11 protein-coding genes are annotated in these 16490 nt (G+C 64.0%); 8 read left to right on the forward strand and 3 right to left on the reverse strand.

The window, feature by feature from the left end; all coding sequences use genetic code 11:
- Positions 1 to 8 precede the first annotated feature (8 nt).
- The 4 genes from KO538_RS22770 to KO538_RS22785 all read left to right on the forward strand — a co-directional run bounded on the left by KO538_RS22770 (position 9) and on the right by KO538_RS22785 (position 5321).
- A complete protein-coding gene (locus KO538_RS22770; RefSeq protein ID WP_070305420.1) occupies positions 9 to 2840 on the forward strand; it encodes an ATP-binding protein in 2832 nt (943 codons plus the stop codon).
- Positions 2840 to 3844 (forward strand): DUF4424 family protein, encoded by a 1005-nt coding sequence (locus KO538_RS22775; RefSeq protein ID WP_219329730.1) that lies wholly within the window; start codon positions 2840 to 2842, stop codon positions 3842 to 3844. Before KO538_RS22770 ends, KO538_RS22775 begins: the two co-directional genes overlap by 1 nt.
- 2 nt (positions 3845 to 3846) lie before the next feature.
- A complete protein-coding gene (locus KO538_RS22780) occupies positions 3847 to 4425 on the forward strand; it encodes a nucleotidyltransferase family protein (RefSeq protein ID WP_257620511.1) in 579 nt (192 codons plus the stop codon).
- Between the two features lie 86 nt (positions 4426 to 4511).
- The gene (locus tag KO538_RS22785) at positions 4512 to 5321 is read left to right on the forward strand and encodes a hypothetical protein (RefSeq protein WP_219329731.1); all 810 of its coding nucleotides are present in this window, start codon (positions 4512 to 4514) and stop codon (positions 5319 to 5321) included.
- On the opposite strand, the gene KO538_RS22790 is transcribed toward KO538_RS22785, so the two are convergent.
- Positions 5315 to 5869, reverse strand: coding sequence for a hypothetical protein (locus tag KO538_RS22790; RefSeq protein WP_257620512.1), 555 nt, complete (start codon positions 5867 to 5869; stop codon positions 5315 to 5317). The two genes, KO538_RS22785 and KO538_RS22790, sit on opposite strands and share 7 nt — an antisense overlap.
- Positions 5870 to 6058: 189 nt before the next feature.
- Here KO538_RS22790 and KO538_RS22795 point away from each other — a divergent pair, with 189 nt between their 5' ends.
- From KO538_RS22795 to KO538_RS22805, 3 genes are read left to right on the forward strand one after another with little or no spacing between them, the layout of a single operon-like run.
- Entirely contained in the window at positions 6059 to 8554 is a 2496-nt protein-coding gene (locus KO538_RS22795; protein WP_257620513.1) for a S9 family peptidase, read from the forward strand.
- A gap of 56 nt (positions 8555 to 8610) precedes the next feature.
- Positions 8611 to 8763: a hypothetical protein gene (locus tag KO538_RS22800; protein WP_181877959.1), complete on the forward strand. Its 153-nt coding sequence runs from the start codon at positions 8611 to 8613 to the stop codon at positions 8761 to 8763.
- A 24-nt stretch (positions 8764 to 8787) separates the two neighbouring features.
- Complete coding sequence (locus tag KO538_RS22805; RefSeq protein ID WP_034753464.1) at positions 8788 to 9027, forward strand: hypothetical protein; 240 nt, start codon at positions 8788 to 8790, stop codon at positions 9025 to 9027.
- Between the two features lie 169 nt (positions 9028 to 9196).
- On the opposite strand, the gene KO538_RS22810 is transcribed toward KO538_RS22805, so the two are convergent.
- Both KO538_RS22810 and KO538_RS22815 read right to left on the reverse strand, forming a co-directional pair.
- The gene (locus tag KO538_RS22810) at positions 9197 to 13621 is read right to left on the reverse strand and encodes a translocation/assembly module TamB domain-containing protein (protein ID WP_219329732.1); all 4425 of its coding nucleotides are present in this window, start codon (positions 13619 to 13621) and stop codon (positions 9197 to 9199) included.
- Complete coding sequence (locus KO538_RS22815) at positions 13621 to 15519, reverse strand: autotransporter assembly complex family protein (RefSeq protein WP_219329733.1); 1899 nt, start codon at positions 15517 to 15519, stop codon at positions 13621 to 13623. The genes KO538_RS22810 and KO538_RS22815 overlap by 1 nt, the downstream gene beginning before the upstream one ends.
- A gap of 220 nt (positions 15520 to 15739) precedes the next feature.
- Here KO538_RS22815 and queC point away from each other — a divergent pair, with 220 nt between their 5' ends.
- The gene (gene queC / locus KO538_RS22820) at positions 15740 to 16453 is read left to right on the forward strand and encodes a 7-cyano-7-deazaguanine synthase QueC (RefSeq protein WP_219329734.1); all 714 of its coding nucleotides are present in this window, start codon (positions 15740 to 15742) and stop codon (positions 16451 to 16453) included.
- The last annotated feature ends 37 nt before the right edge of the window (positions 16454 to 16490 follow it).

Genomic DNA, 16490 nt, shown 5'->3' on the forward strand with positions numbered 1-16490 from the left:
AAGCGCCCATGTTTCATATCAAATCACTTGAACTGGTGCACTGGGATTACTGGCAGCGCATCAAGAATATCCCGCTCGACGCGAAGATCATCACCATCGCGGGGCAGAACGGTTCGGGCAAGACCACCTTGCTTGACGCCTTGCGCACCCTGTTCGGCCTCGACTGCTCGATGGGGCGCACGTACAAGCACTATGCGCGCCACTCGGGCCAGCAGACGGCCTGGCTGCGCGCCGTGGTCGACAACAAGAACGTGGGCAAGCAGCTGTCGAACCGGCCATTCCGCAGTTCCGGCTTCTTCAGCGACGATGAAGTGACCCTGTTTTGCCAGATTCAGAAAAATGGCGGCGACTGGAAGCGCCAGTATCTGATGCGTCCGGGCAATGTGCAGATCGAGGACATCACGGATGCCAACGATTGGCTCGGCGTGGAAAACTACCGCAAGCGCCTCGCCAATGCGGGCCTGTCGCCAGCCATGTCGAAAGTGCTGGCGCTGGAGCAGGGCGAGACGGACAAATTGTGCGAATATGCGCCGCGCCAGCTGCTCGACCTCGTATTCCAAGTGTTTGGCGACAAGGAAGTGCTGGATGCCTACGACGAAGCCAAGCGCCACCAGCGCGACACGGAAGTGGAGCTGAAACGTTTCGAGACGGAACTGGAAGCGTCGAAAACCAACCTGGAAGGCTTGCGCCTGCGCGTGGCCAATTACCACCAGTGGGAAGGGCTGCATAAAGAGCGCCGCAACCTGCTGGAAGAAGTGCTTCCCAGCCTGCAATACCACGAGGCGCGCGAAAAAGCGGCCATCGCGAGCCGGCAATTGCGCGATGCGCGCAAGCCGATGGCGCAGGCGGACCAGCAGCTGACCGATAAACGCAATGCGCTGGCCGCGCAAGCGAAGGCGCTGTCCGACGCGCAGATGAACGAGACCCTGCTGGAGCAGGAGTCGATCGGCCTGCAGAGCCGCTTGTCACTGATCAATGCCAAGCTGAAACCGCTGGACAGCCTGCTGGAACAGAAGGATCGCCTGCAGAAGCTGGCCGCCGATTCGGGCAGCGACATCGCCGAAGTGGCGGCCCAGCTGGAACAGAAGGAAGCGGAACTGCTGCGCCAGCGCCAGCAGCGCGACGCCCTGTCGGCGCGTATCGCGGGCGAGCAGGCGACGATTGCAGCATTGCAAGGCAAGACGGCCATGCCGGAGCCGGACAATGTGCGCGGCATGCGCCGCGCGCTGCGCGACGCGGGCATTTCCCACGCGATGCTGTCCGATATCGTCGAAGTGACGGATAGCCGCTGGCAGGGCGCCGTCGAAGGCGTGCTGGGCGGTTACGCCTCGGTCGTCCTGCTCGACAAGGCCAAGGATGCGGCCGCCGCTTACCGCCTGGCCGAGAAGGAGCGCTACCGCCACTTCATCGTGCCCGACCTGGTCACGGCGCCCGTGGCGAAAGACGAAAGCTTGCTGGCCGTGGTGAAATTTTCCGCGCCCGTGCCAAGCTGGCTGATCGAGCAGCTGTCGCGCATTTCGCGCGTCGACTCCGTTGAAGCAGGCTTTAAATTGGGCAACCACGAAGAGTGGATCACGCCCGAGGCTTACCACCGCGAACGCCGCGGCGGACGCTCGCTGTTCGTGGAAGCGTCGCGCTACCGCTTCGGCCAGGCTGGCCGCAGCGGCCGCCTGGAAGCGCTGCTGCGCTCCTTGCCGGGCCTGGAAGGCCAGGAAGACACGCTCACCCTGGCGATCTCGAAACTGGCGGCCGAAGTGGGCGCCCTGAAGGCGCGCATCGCCGGCGTCGACGCGGCCAAGGAACTGAGCGCACGCCAGGAAGAATTCGCCGAAGCGCTGCGCAATTCGAAGCCGCTCAAGGAAGAGCGCCTGGAAGTGGGCGGCCGCCTGGGCGAGCTGCAAAACCTGACGAAGAACGCCACCGTGGCGCGCACGCGTGCCGATACGGTGTGGCAAAACGCGCGCCTGGCCTTGTCGGAAGCGGAAGCCGGTTCGCGTCTCGGCTACAAGAAGCAGATCGAGCAGCGCGCCGAGCATGCGCGCGCCTTGCTGGCCCTGCGCCATGCGTGGCGCCACCTGCCGAAAAGCTGGCGCCGTCCCGCACGTCGCGCCGCCCTCGTGGCCGAGCACCAGAATGCGCACCAGGTCGATCTGCGCGTGGCCAGCCTGCAAAACAGCCTGGCGCGCGACGACTGGGAACTCGACGCGACCGTCATCGACCAGCACCACCGCCTGTCGGACCAGCTGCACGGCCGCCAGTCGGAAACGGACGAGCGCCGCTACCAGAACAACCGCGCCATCGAAGCGACGGGCAATGCCCGCGGCGCCTACATGGAGCGCTTGCGCTACACCATCAAGACCTACAGCAAGAACATCAAGGAGCTGGGCGAGCTGGCCGGCATCGAAGTCCATGCCGACCCCGTGCGCCTGGAAAACGACGACGTGCAGCTGTCGCAGGCGGGCTTGCACGTGCGCTTCAAGTTCGATGGCAAGGGCGTCATCGGCATGAACGATGGCGAAGCGTCGGGCGGCCAGCAGGTGATGAAGTCGCTGGTGCTGCTGATCGGCTTGCTGAAATCGGAAGACGGTTCCGGCGGCTTCGTCTTCATCGACGAACCGTTTGCCCACCTCGATATCCGCAACATTCAACTGGTCGGCGAATTCCTGAAGAATACGGAAGCGCAATACCTGATGACGACGCCGCTGACGCACAACACGGACGTCTATGATCCGTCCGAGCTTACTTTGATCACCAGCAAGAAGAAAAAGGATACCCAATGGGCGCAACCGATTTTCGTGCTGCAGCGCCGGGTCGAACCCGCGCCGGGCAAGGCGGCGTGATGCTTATACGCACTTTGCTCGCATCTGCCGTACTGGCGCTGGCGTGCTCGGCGCCAGCCGTGGCCAACGACGGCATCGGTTCCGTGAGCGCGGGCGGCATCCTGTTCGGCAAGACGGATGCCGTGGCCATGAAAAAGGAAGTGCTCAGCGTGAGCACGGACTTGATCAAGGTCGAGTATGAGTTCCTCAACGAATCCGCCAAGGATGTGGAAGAGACGATCTTCTTCCCGCTGCCCGAATACTCGGCCGGCTACCATGGCTCGCCCACGTATTACGGCCAGCCGCAGCAGTTCACCGTCGACGTCGATGGCAAGCGCAAGGACTATCAAACCACCTTCGTCGCCAAGCTCGATAGCGCCGACGTGACGGCCCGCTTGCGCCAGCTGGGCCTGTCGGATGCGCAGATCGCGTATTTCCCTTCGCACACGCCGTTCGACAAGAAGGTGGCGCCGCTGACGGCCGCGCAGAGCAAGATCATGATACGCGAAGGTTTGCTGGCCCAGCTGTACGACGAGGAATGGGTGCCGGCCTGGACTGTCAAAGTCATCTATCTGTGGCAGCAGAAATTCCCCGCCGGCAAAGTCGTGCGCGTGCGCCATCAATATGCGCCATTTGTCGCGGCCGGTCCGGGCGCGTCCTACCTGGGCGATGGCGATACATTTGAAAAGAAATACTGTGGCGACAAGGCCTTCTACAAGACGTGGAACCGCCTGGCGGCCAAGCAGGGCGAAAGCGGCTTCGTCAATGCCGTGTGGGTGTCGTACATTTTGACGACCGGCAACACGTGGAAGAATGGCATCGAAGACTTTACCTTGAACCTGATCAAGGGCAAGCCGGACGAGCTGGTCAGCCTGTGCTTCCCGGGCACGTTCACCAAGATTAACCCCACCACCTTGCAAGTCAAGCTGCGCAACTTCCATCCGAAGCAGGATCTCGACGTGTACTTCGGCAATGTCGAAAGCGCGGGCGACCACGACGGCGTGGCGCCACGGATCCGGCCATAGCAATGAGCACGCAGGAAGCGCTGGCCGCGCGCCTGCGCGCCATCGCCCACGCCACGCCGTGGTGCATGCAAGCCCTGCACGCCGTGGCGCAGCTGGGCTTGCCCCACTGCTGCATCGGCGCCGGCGCCGTGCGCAACCTCGTGTGGGACGCCTTGCACGGCTACGCGCAACCGTCGGCATTGAGCGACATCGACGTGGCGTATTTCGATGCGCACGATGTGCATCCGGAAAGCGAAACGCAGTTGCGCCAGCGCCTGGAAACCGTGCTGCCCGGCGTGCCGTGGGAAGTGTGCAACCAGGCCCGGGTGCACCTGTGGTTTGAAGACGAGTTCGGCTACGCCGTGCCGCCGCTGCTGTCGCTCGACGACGCCATCGCTTCCTGGCCCGAGTTTGCCACGGCGGTCGGCATCCATCTGCAGCCTGACGGCGGGATCGGCATCATCGCGCCGCATGGCCTAGATGACCTGTTCGACATGGTGGTGCGGCGCAACCCAGTGCGCATCAGTCAGGACGGCTATGCGCAGCGCCTGGCCAGCAAGAACTATGCGGCGCGCTGGCCGCGTGTGACCATCATCGTTTGAAAAATGCTGGCGTAAAAGCAATTAAATACACTGTGGATACAGATTGCCTATAATTGCCAGTTATCCAATAGTGTTTTCCTGATCTCATGTCCCTGTCCATTTCCATGCCGCTGCGCCGCCTCGGCCGTTTGTTTTGCCTTTCCTCCGCCCTCGTGGCGCCCGCCGCCTTCGCCGACAGCTATACCGATTTCCAGCAAGCGAGCGGCCAGCTGGAAGTGCTGATGGCCAAGGCCACGCCGCAAAGCGGCTTGCCGCGCCTGGGCGACCCTGGCGTGGCGCAGCTGTTTGCCCATATTGCCGATGGCCCGCGCCTGTTCCAGGCGCCCGTGGCGGCGCTGCAAGACATGAATCAGAGCGTAGCCCTGTGCGAACGGAGCACCAATCTGGGCAAGTCCTATTACCAATTTGGCCTCACGCGGCCGCTGCCGTTGTCGGGCGCCGAATTGCAGCAGGCGCGCAGGGAACAGGTGACGCGGAACCTGGCCGATTACGGCGATGAAATGGCCGCCTTGTTCGCCTTTGGCATGCATTGCCATGCGCACTTGATTGGCTTGATGGAAAAGGAGTTCAGCAGCCAGCCCTTGCCCGAGGTGAGCAGTACAGAGCGCATGCGCGCCCGCGCCTTCAGCAAGGGATCGAGCACCATGTTTGTGAACGTGGTGCAGTTCGTGCAAGTGCCGTTCTGGAACGTGGCGCAAAAGAAGCGGATGCTGGAAGCGGCGGCGCAGCACGCCGCAGCGAATGCCAATCTGATGGCGCCGCCCTTGCGCGAGCGTTTGCTGACCAGCCTGGCCGATGGGGACAAGGATCTCGATCCGGCCCTGGCGCCGGCGCTGGCGGCGATACGCCAGGCGCTGTCGGTGACGACGTGTACCGGTCTGTGCCAGTACTACTGACTGATGTGACTTACTCCGATGCCTGCAGCGGTTTGTTGGGGGGGGGGGGGGGCCCCCCCCCCCCCCCCCCCCACGAGGCCCCACGCATACACGGCGTAGTAGCCGATGACGAGGCCGTAGGCGGCCATGGTCAGCGGACTCTGGCCGAACGGTGGCGGCGGCACGGGCACGTCCAGGCGCGTGTTCATATAGATTTGCATGCCGCGGTACAGCAGGCGGGCGATGAACAGCATCGTGATGGTTAGTCCCAGATAGCGGTGCTGGGTAAAGAAAAAGTCTTTGCCAACCTGTTCGAAGCGCGTCAGCTTCAAGCCCAGCACGCCGAGCCAGCCACCGGCCAGCGCGCCCGCGCCTAGGCTGGACAGGGGCAACAGCTCGAATTTCGTCGTCGTCGCCAGGAACAGCAGCAGCGCTGGAAAGACGACCGCCACGCTCCAGTGGCGCCACAGCTGCGACTTCTGGCGCGCCACCAGTTTTTTCAGGCGCGAATAAATGCGCCAGACCAGCAGCGGGACCAGGAACAGCAGGGCGAGGGTAGTGGTTTCCATGTAGGCAATCGGGTGCGGGTAAAACAGCGATTGTAAGCCAGATGGGGACGGGCGGCGATGCTTGTCAAACGGTAAAAGTTGCTGGTTGACATTTACATGGCATGAACGCACTATGCCCTGTCACACAGCGCCGCCATGAGCGGTGCGGTGCGCTTGCTTGTTGTCGCCACCTTCATACACTGGAGTTCCATGTCTACTCGTTTGCCTTTGCTGCCCATCACTGTCGGCCTGATGGCCTCGTCTTCCCTGGCCATGGCGCAAGATGGCGCGTATCAAGCCCCGCCAGCGCCTCTGCAAGCCATCGTCGATGCGCCGCGCGCGCCGACCCTGAGCCTGAGCCCGAAACGGAACCTGGCTGCCGTGCTGCCCACGCCATCTTTGCCCAGCATCAGCGAAGTGGCGCAGCCGGAACTGAAACTGGCGGGCTTGCGCATCAATCCGCGCACGTATTCGGCCAGCCGTTTCAGTTTTCACACGGGACTGGGCTTGCTCAACATCGATACGCAGAAGGAAATCAAGGTCAGCGGCTTGCCCGCCTCGCCCCGCATCGCCGACCTGGCCTGGTCGCCCGACCAGCGCTACCTGGCGTTTACGCACATCGCCTATGCCGACCCCGCCAAGGGCGTGAAGGAATCGGGCGTGGAACTGTGGCTGCTTGACGTGCAGACGAAAGCGGCGCGCAAGCTGGGCAATCAAGCGCTGTCGACCGTGTATGGCCGCGGTTTTTCCTGGCTGCCAGACAGCAAGACCTTGCTGGTGCAACTGAAACCGGCCAAGCTGGGCGCGGCGCCCGTGGCGAGCGGTATTCCGACAGGCCCGTCCATCCAGGACAGCGTGCCGGGCGGCGGCGTCAAGCAATTGCGCACCTATCCCGACCTGCTGAAAAACGAACAGGATGCACAGCTGTTCGAGCACTACATCACCGTGCAGCTGGCCTTGCTGGACGTGGCGGGCAAGCAGCGCCTCGTCGGCCAGCCGGGCCAGTTCTCGCGCGTGGCGGCCTCGCCCGATGGCAAGCACTTGCTGACGACGAGCATCGTGCGTCCGTATTCCTACATCGTGCCGGCCTCCGACTTTGCCCACAAGATCGACGTGCGCGACCTGAATGGCAAGGTGGTGCATGCGGTGGCGGCCCTGCCGCTGGAAGAAGGCCTGCCGCCAGGCAATGATGCCGTGTCCGCCGGCGTGCGCTCCGTCAGCTGGCGGGTTGATGCGCCAGCCACCCTGGTGTGGGCCGAAGCGCAGGATGGCGGCGACCCGGCCAAGGCGGTCGAGATCCGCGACATCGTCTACACGCAGGCGGCGCCGTTCACCGCCAAGCCGGCCGTGCTGGCCAAGCTCGGTTCGCGTTATGCGGGCGTGGCCTGGGGCCGTGGCGACCTGGCCCTGCTCAGCGAAGCGTGGTACAAGACGCGCGCCGTCAAGCAGTGGAAAATTTCGCCAGATCAACCTTCCGCGCCGGCCGACCTCGTGTATGCGGGATCGTTCGAAGACCGCTACAACGATCCGGGCCAGCCCGTCATGCGCGCCGACGCGGCCGGCTTGCCGCGCCTGCTGATCGCCTTTGACAACTCCATCCTGCTCGACGGCCAGGGCGCGTCGAAGGAAGGCGACCGTCCCTTCATCGACCGCCTGAACCTGGCGACGAAACAGAAGCAGCGCCTGTTCCAGAGCGCCGCACCCTACTATGAAAACGTGGTGGCCGTGCTGGACGAGGATGGCAGCCGTTTGCTGTCCACGCGCGAATCGCCGACCGAGCAGCCGAATTACTATGTGCGCAACCTGAAACAGCAGGGCGCGGCGCAATTGACGGCCCTCACGCATTTCCCCCATCCGCTGCCGCAATTGAAGGACGTGCAGAAAGAGCTGATCCGCTACAAGCGCGCCGACGGCGTGGACTTGACGGCGACATTGATGCTGCCGCCGAACTATGACGTCAAACGCGACGGCCCGCTGCCGACCCTGATGTGGGCATACCCGCAGGAATTCAAGACGGCCAGCGCCGCCAGCCAGACCAAGGGTTCGCCGTACAAATTCAATGCCGTCAGCTACTGGGGCCCGGCCGCCTTCCTGTCCATGGGCTACGCCGTGCTCGACAATCCATCGTTCCCCATCGTCGGCAATGGCGAGCAGGAACCGAACGACACCTATCTGCCGCAGCTGGTGGCCGACGCCGAGGCTGCCGTTGAGGAAGTGGTGCGCCGCGGCGTGTCCGACCGCAACCGCATCGCCATCGGCGGCCACTCATATGGCGCTTTCATGACGGGCAATCTGCTGGCGCACACGCGCCTGTTCCGCGCCGGCATCGCCCGCAGCGGCGCCTACAACCGCACCCTGACGCCGTTTGGCTTCCAGGCGGAAGAGCGCTCGTTCTGGCAGGCACCGGCCGTCTACCAGGCCATGTCGCCATTTAATTATGCGGACAAGATCAAGGATGCGCTGCTGATGATTCATGGCGAGCAGGACAACAACTCGGGCACCTTCCCCATCCAGAGCGAGCGCATGTTCCAGGCCGTCAAGGGACTGGGCGGCACGGCGCGCCTGGTGATGCTGCCGAACGAGAGCCACGGCTACCGCGCGCGCGAATCGATCATGCAGATGCTGTATGAAAGCAACAACTGGCTGGAGAAATATGTGAAGAACGCGGCGCCGCCAGCCGCCGACGCCAAGCCTGCAAGCAAATAAGGGCAGCGGCGCGCATCTCGTGGTATGGTCTTCCTTTGTCTGCAGGGAGGCCAGCCATGTCAGTCATCCATAGCCACCGCGCGCCCGACCCGGCGCCCGTCGATGAACCCATGCCGGCGCCGGAGCCGCAAGAAGCGCCCGGGCGCCAGCCGGGGCCCGTGCACCCGGTGCCGCAGGACGATCCGGTGCCGCACCCGCACCCCAGTTAATCTCTTCAAGAAAGGCTGTTTTAGATGGCAATTGTCAAGGAAGTCTACACACGCAAAGTCAGCGGAGAATCGTTCGACTATGAACTCGATTATACCCAGGGCGCGGACGTGGCCTGGATTGCGCGCGTGTACCACGACGGCGTGCTGAAAGGCTCGCCGCACGGCGCGCTGACGGCCAACGTGCTGTCCGGCCCCGCGCTGGAACAGTATCTGCGCGCCTACGTCGAAGGCATGATCGAGCGGGGGCTCGACGTGGCCGAGTAAGCTGTTTGCAGTATTGATGAAAAAGGGCGCCGCGGCGCCCTTTGTGTTTCTGCTGGTGTCGGATTACGCGGCTGCGCCGCTAATCCGACCTACGCGCATGCACATGGAACGTAGGTCGGATTAGCGGGGCAACGCCCCGCGTAATCCGACAACATGGTTGGCCGCCAATCTAATCAAACGCCCACGTGTACAACACGTCGAGCGCATTGTTCGTGCCCGTCTGGAATTGCAAGGTGATGCGGCGGTTCAGCTTATAACGGAGCTTGACCAGGCTCGTCGCCGTGCTCGTGCCTTGCTCGAACGTCAGGTAGGCGCGCGAGGACAGGCGCTTGCCGACGGTGACGACCGTGCTTTCCAGCCCTTGCGCCTGCGACAGGCCCACTTCATCGAGGCCCAGCGAATTGGCCAGCTTGCCTTGCAGGCCGCCGCCGGAGCCGCCGAAGAGGGCGCCGGCCGCCGTCGTCAGCAAGGCCATTTCATCGCCGGCCGCCGTTTCCGCGCCGTGGCCGAGGATCAGCCAGGCCAGCTTGTCGCTGTCCGACACGCTTGGCGTGGACACCAGCTTGGCCGTCGGCGCCTGGGCCGTGCCGCGCACTTCCACGCCCGCTTCCACGTTTGTTTCCGACAAGGCTTCGCCTTCGGGACGCTTGCGCACGGCCAGGATATTGAGCGACGGGTTGTCGTAGGCGCCCGTGAAGGCGATCAAGCCCCGTTCGATCGACAGCTTCTGCCCGTAGGCCGCATACTGGCCGCTGGTGACCTTGATGCTGCCCGTCACGCGCGGCGCGGCGCGGTTGATGACTCTGGCGCGCACATTGCCCGCCAGATCCGCGTCGATGCCCATGCCGCGCAGGTGGAAGGCATTGCCCAGGTCGAACTCGAGGTCGATATTCAGGGGCAGCGACGGCGCTTCCTTGCTGCCCTTGACTTCCTTGCCCAGCACCACCACGTCGCTGCTTTGCGTCGGCGTGTCTTGCGGCGCCAGTTCGATCAGCGCGCGGTTGGCCCTGAACTTGCCCTCGAAGCTGAAGCGTTTGTCGTTGCGCACCAGGGTGCTGTTGCCCGACAAGACCAGGGTACGGTCGGGCCGCGACAGCGCTTGCAGGCGGTCGGCCAGCAGTTTCAGTTCCAGGCTTGCCTCGCCATTCGCAAAGCGTACCCAGCCATCGGCCTGCACCTTGCCATCGCCGCCGTCAAAACTCAGGCGCTGCAATTGCAGTTGATCGCCGGCCAGCTTCGCCTGCAGCACGCCATTGCGCAATTTCAAGCCCTGGTCGGCCCAGTTGACGAGCAGCTTGCTGCCGTTGATGTCGCCATTCAATTGCGGCGCGCCGATGGTACCGCTGCCGGACAGGGCCACCTTCAAGGCGCCGCCCAGTTCCAGGCCCGGCTGGCCCGTCAGCGGCGCCAGCCACGCCAGCGAATCGATATTGGTGGTGCCCGTCAGCGAGAGGGCGCTGTCGTTGCTGATGCGTCCGCCCAGCATTTGCACGGTGGCATTGATGTCGCTCTGGCCCGCGCGCGCGCCGTCGAGTTTCACGGCCAGGCGCAGCTGCTGGTTGGCCACGTCCACTCTCGCATCGAGGGTGCGCAAGCCCAGCGCCAGCGGCTGTTCCACGCCCACCGTCACGTCGCCTTTTTCGCGGTAAATGTGCAGCATGCCGGCCAAAGATGGATCCTTCTGTTTCGCCGTCGGCACTTGCATGTCGAGCGACCATTGCGCGCCCAGGGTCAGGTCGCTGCGCGCATTGGCTTGCAGCGCGGGAATCACTTGCGCCAGATAGGTCAGCGCTACGCCGGCCGCCTGGCCGGAACTGGTCCAGCGGGGGCCGTTCTTGACGAGGCTTTGCATGGTGATGCTGCCTGCCGGCAATTTGATGACGGTGTTGCCCACGCTGATCTGCTCGGGCTGGCCCAGGCCCGCCACGCCGCTGTTGGCAGGGCCCGCCACTTTCACGGGCACGGGCGCTTGCAGCACGAGCGCATAGCGGCCCTTGTTTTGCAGGCTGTCGATGGTGCCCGTCCAGCTGGCGCCGCTCTGGCTGCCGCGCACTTGCACGGTGGCGTCGAAATCGTCATTGCGCGCCGCCAGGCTCACCGTATGGCTGCCGCGCGTGCCCGTCGTGCCCAGGCGGGCGCTGGCCAGCTTGAAGGTGGGCGTGCTGTAGCCCGTGATTTCCAGGCTGCTGACCATGGGGTCGAGCGCGCCTTGGCCGGCGCCCACGCTGGCGCTGCCTTTGACGGCTTTCAACTGCTGGTCGCCAAAGAAGGTCAAGTCCTTGCCGTCGAGCGTCAGCTGGGCTGCGGGCGCATCCATCTTGCCCGAGACGGAACCGGCCGCATGCAGCACGCCGGCAAAACGGGGGCCCAGGGTCGACAGTTGCGGCGCATCGAGCTTCCACGTCAGCTGGTCCGTGGCGCCGCCCAGCGCACCCTTGGCCAGCAGGCTGTTCGGCCCCAGGCGCAATTCCGTATCCACGCTGTCGATGCGTTTCGCATTGGCCGACAGCTTGGCGTAGCCGGCCAGCGGCGCGTTTTGCAAGGTCGATTCGCGCAGGGCCAGGTTCAGGGCCACTTGCCAGTCGCTCGTCAGGCGGCCGCTGCCGTTGAAGTCCGCATTGACGTTACCATTGGGCAGCGATGCGCCAAACGCGGCCGGGTTGATCTTTTGCAGGGAACCCGTCATTTTCAATTCCGCTTGCTGCTTGGCTCCCGTCAAGCCCACTTCGCCGCTGGCGTGGATGGCGCTGTCGGGCGCAGGGCGCTTGCCACTGGTCAGGCCCAGGCCCTTCGCATCGGCAACAAAGCTCGTGCGCGGCTGCTGCATGGTTCCCTGCACCACGCCGCTGGCCAGTACCGTGCCCAGCAAGTCGCCCTGCAAGGCGGAAAGTTGCCGCGCATCGACGTTCCAGTTGAGTTTTTCGCCAGCGCCGCCAAAGTTGCCCTTGGCCGTCACGTTATTCTTGCCCAGTGCCAGTTGCACGTCGATGCCGCTGAAATGGGCCGCATCGGCCGTCAGCTTGCCCTTGCCCGACAGGGGCTGGTCGAGCAGCTTGCTGGGGCGCACGGTGAAGTCCGCATTCGCCAGCCACTTGGGCGCCACGTGACCATTCGCGCGCACGTCGAGGTTCAGGTCGGCCACGGGGAAGGCGCCGAAGTCGGCGGGATTGAGACGGCTGGTACTGGCCACGGCCTTGAATGGCTGCTCGTCCTTCAGGCTGATCTGGCCCGTCGCATTGACGCTGCTTTTGCCCGCTTGCAAGGTCGCCTTGCGCAGTTGCACCAAGGAGTCGGCCAAGGTCGCTTCCACGTCCAGGCGCAGCTTGGCTTCGCCGAGCTTGGCGCGCAGGGTCTGCGTCTTGCCGTCGCTGTCGAGCACGATGTCGCCGACGATTTTCGTGCTGTTGATGCTGCTGTACATGTGCTGCAAGTCGATCTTGTCCGTGTGCAAGGTCAGCTGCGCATTGCCGATGGGCGCGTCGGCCGCGTCGCGGTTAAGCTTGCCGCCGCCCGTGAATTTGCCCGCGTTGCCGAAGTCGATGATGGCCGACTCGAGCGTCGTGGCCGTCAGGGTGCCGCCCAGGCGTGCCTCGAACTGGCGCAGCGGCAGCTTTTGCTGGTCGATGGGGCCCGGCGCGGCGTGGTTGAGGATGGCCAGCTTGCCCGACACGGTTTGCGCGTTGGGGCGCGTGTCGATGGTGGCATCGAGTTCCAGGCTCAGGTCCGCCTGCGGCAAGGTGGTGTCGAACTTGCCCGGATTGATGTTGCGGCCTTTGATGCTGGCCGAGCGCAGGATGATGACGGGATCGAACGGCGCCAGCGCCAGCCGGGCGTCGGCCGTGGCCGCGCCCGCGCTGCCCTTGGCCGTGACGTTCAGCACGTTCAAGTCGCCGCCCAGTTGCAAGGCGAGGGCAGCCGGTTTTTCGCCGGCGGCGGGGTTGAGCTGCGTCAAGCCGGCCTTGCCCGACAGTTTGAACGGCTGCGTGGCGGCTATCGTCGCGCTGGCCGTGGCCTGGCCGAACGGCGTCAGGGCTGAGGCGTCTTCCAGTTGCCATTGCGACTTGTCACCCGACAGGGTGAAATGGATTTTTTCAAACACCGTGTTGCCGCCCGGGCTGACCAGGGTCACCTTGTCCAGGCGCGCGTCGGCAATGCCGATCCTGAACGGCGCGGCCAGGCTGGTGGGCATGGTCGACGGTTCCTCGGACGGCGCCGTGCTTTCCACGGACAGGCTGGCCACGTGCAGTTCGCTGATGGCAATGCCTTCCGAGAAGAACTGGAACGGCGACCAGTTGATGTCGATATTGTCGGCCGTGATGTGCTGCGTCTTGCTGCGGTAGCTGACGTGGCCCAGGTGCATGCGGTTGTACAGCGAGCCGGACACGCCCGACACTTCGATGTCGCCGCCGCTGGCGCTGGCCACTTTTTGCACCAGCATCTGCAAGGTCGATTCGCGGCCCAGGAACCAGAAGGCGCCGCCCAGCAGCACCGCCAGGCTGGCGACGGCGATCAGTACGTAGCGCACCCAGCGGCGCGGTTTTTTCGCCGGCGGCGGAGGGACGGCGCCGGGCGATTCGGTAGTCATATCGGACATCAGAAAGTGAATCCCAGAGAGAAGTGCAAACGGTAGGCGTGGACGGCGTGGCCATATGCCACGTCGACATTGATGGGACCGACGGGGCTCTTGTAGCGCCCGCCCAGGCCGTAGCCCGATTTCGGCGTCATGGCCGCTTTCATGGTGTCGGCCGCGTTGCCGGCGTCATAGAAAGCGGCAATGGCCCACTTCGGCTTGAACCAGTACTGGTATTCGGCGCTGCCGGTGAGCATGTAGCGCCCGCCGACGGTAGCGTCGCCCTCTTTGACGCCCAGTTCCTGGTAGGCATAGCCGCGCACCGACTGGTCGCCGCCCGCGCGGAACAGGTAGACGGCCGGCACGCCGCGTTTTTCCTTTGAGCCCAGCGCGCCCATTTCGCCGCGCACGATCAGCTCGCCCTTTTCACCGAGCGGACGGTAATACACGGCCTTGCCTGCCACGCGCACGAAGCGCTCGTCCGTCAGCACGGGCAGCAGGGCGCCGCCCACCTGGGCATTGATGACATAGCCTTTGGTGGGGAACAGCAGGCTGTCGAGGCTGCGCTTGGTGATGGCATAGGTCAGCGGCAAGCTCTTGCTGCGCGTCTGTTCCAGCCCCACGACGGTCTTGTCTTCGCTGAGGAACTCGAATGTCAGGCTGCGCTCGAGGTTGGTGCCGCCCCAGTTGCGCTTGGCCGAGATGGTCGTCACGGCCGTGATTTCGTTGGAAATGTCGCTGCGCTCGAACGAGGCGCCCGCGCTGTCGTTGTAGCCGCGCTCGGTCGTTGGAAAGTAAAAATTGGCGTGCGCCGCCTGTTTCTTCGTTTCCATGGTGATCGCGCTCTTGAAGCGCGTGCCCCACACGTTCAGGTTGTCATAGTTGAGCTGGGCGCGATTTCCCGTATTCGTACTGAAACCGAGACCGGCGCTGACGTTCTGCTGCTTGTTTTCCGTCACGCGCACGACCAGCGGCAACTGCGGCGCGGGGCCACGGTTGGCCGGCTTGGCGTCGGGCGCGGCGCCGGCGGCATCGGCTTGCTGGCTTTCCTGGCCCGCCTCGATCTGCTCGCTGAGGATGCTGCTCATGTCGGCGCTCACTTCCACGCTGGCAAAGTAGCCCGTGTCCTGCAGGCGCGCCTGGAACGATTGCAGCGCCGATTCGCTGTAGTAATCGCCGGGACGGATCTTGTCGAGGTTGCGGATGATGCTGGCGTCGTAGCGCTTCAAGCCTTCGATGCGCAGCTCGCCGAAGCGCAGCTCGGGGCCGCTGTCGAGCACCACCAGCAGCGAGACCTTGTGCGTTTCCGGGTCGACCACGGCTTGCGTATCGACCAGCTGGGCGCGCGGGTAGCGCGTCTGCACCACTTCGCGCAGCAGCGCGCGCTTGGCCGCTTCCCAGTCGGACTGGCGAAACACGCTGCCCGTCTTCAGGGCCCAGCTGCGCTTCAGCGCTTCCGTATCGTAGGGCTCGCTGGCGGCCAGCGGCGGCGTGGGGTCGAAGCCGCGCAATTCCAGCTCGACCTTGTCGATGGTCGCGGGCTGGCCCGGGTCGACGTCGACGATGACGACGGGCTTGGCGCCCGTCGTATCGACGCGCACCGTGACGACGGGCGTATAGTAGCCGGCCGTGGCGATGAGGTTTTTGGCTTCTTCGGGCGTAGCGCGCACGAGGCGGCGCAATTGCTCGCGGTCCATGCGCGGGTTGCCGCGGAAGCGTTCCAGGTCCAGGTTTTTTTCGAGCAGCTCATCGAGGTCGCCGGGCGCGTTGACCTTGACCTCGTACTGCAGCGGGGCAGGCGCCGCTTCCGTGGTGCTGGCGCTCTCTGGAGCAGCATCCTGCGTGGCCTCTTGTGCGGCAGCATGGGCGGCAGGAAACAGCAAGATGGCACCGCCGGCGGCCGCCAGTGTCAGTTGCCCCATTACTTTTGCCACTACTTGTGCCAAAATTCGTGGTCGTATCGCCTTGCCGGCAGCCGTATGCCGTATGGGTCGTGCAGAAAACATGGTGCTCCAGATAAGTAAATGCTGACTGCATGTTACCGGAATAGGTAAACTGATGGCGGACGAATAAGTATTTTTTGCGCAGGGAATCATGTTTTCCCACGCACTCGGACAGAATAAAACTGAAAAGAAAGAAATTATGCTAGCAACGGACTCCGCACTGGTGCTCTTTAGCGGTGGACAAGATTCCACTACCTGCCTGGCCTGGGCCTTGAAACACTATAGCCGCGTGGAAACCATCGGCTTTGATTATGGCCAGCGCCATGCGATCGAACTGACCGTGCGTCCCGGCGTGCTGGAACAGATGCGCCAGCAGTCGCCCGAATGGGACAGCCGCCTGGGCCAGGATCACATGATCGACCTGTCGCTCATTTCCGCCATTTCCGATACGGCCATGACGCAGAACGTCGAGATCGTCATGCAGGAAAACGGTTTGCCGAACACTTTTGTTCCTGGACGCAACTTGCTGTTCATGACCGTCGCCGCCACCGTGGCCTACCGCCGCGGCTTGACGGTGCTGGTTGGCGGCATGTGCGAGACGGACTTTTCCGGCTACCCGGATTGCCGCGATGACACGATGAAGGCCCTGCAAGTAGCCCTGAACCTGGGCATGGACACGCGCATGAAGCTGGAAACGCCGCTGATGTGGCTGGACAAGGCGCAAAGCTGGGACCTGGCGGAAGACCTGGGCGGCCAGCCGCTGGTCGACCTGATCCGCAGCGGCACGCATACGTGCTACCTGGGCGAGCGGGGCGAGCTGCACGACTGGGGCTATGGCTGCGGCACTTGCCCCGCCTGCGCCCTGCGCGCGAATGGCTACCAGCAATATGCTGCGAGAAAAGCCCTGAAGTAACAGGTTGCGCCGTTTCTTCAAGCGGCGCGGCGGGGAG

It is taken from the genome of Janthinobacterium sp. NKUCC08_JDC, assembly GCF_019345575.1.
Lineage (GTDB): Bacteria > Pseudomonadota > Gammaproteobacteria > Burkholderiales > Burkholderiaceae_D > Janthinobacterium > Janthinobacterium aestuarii.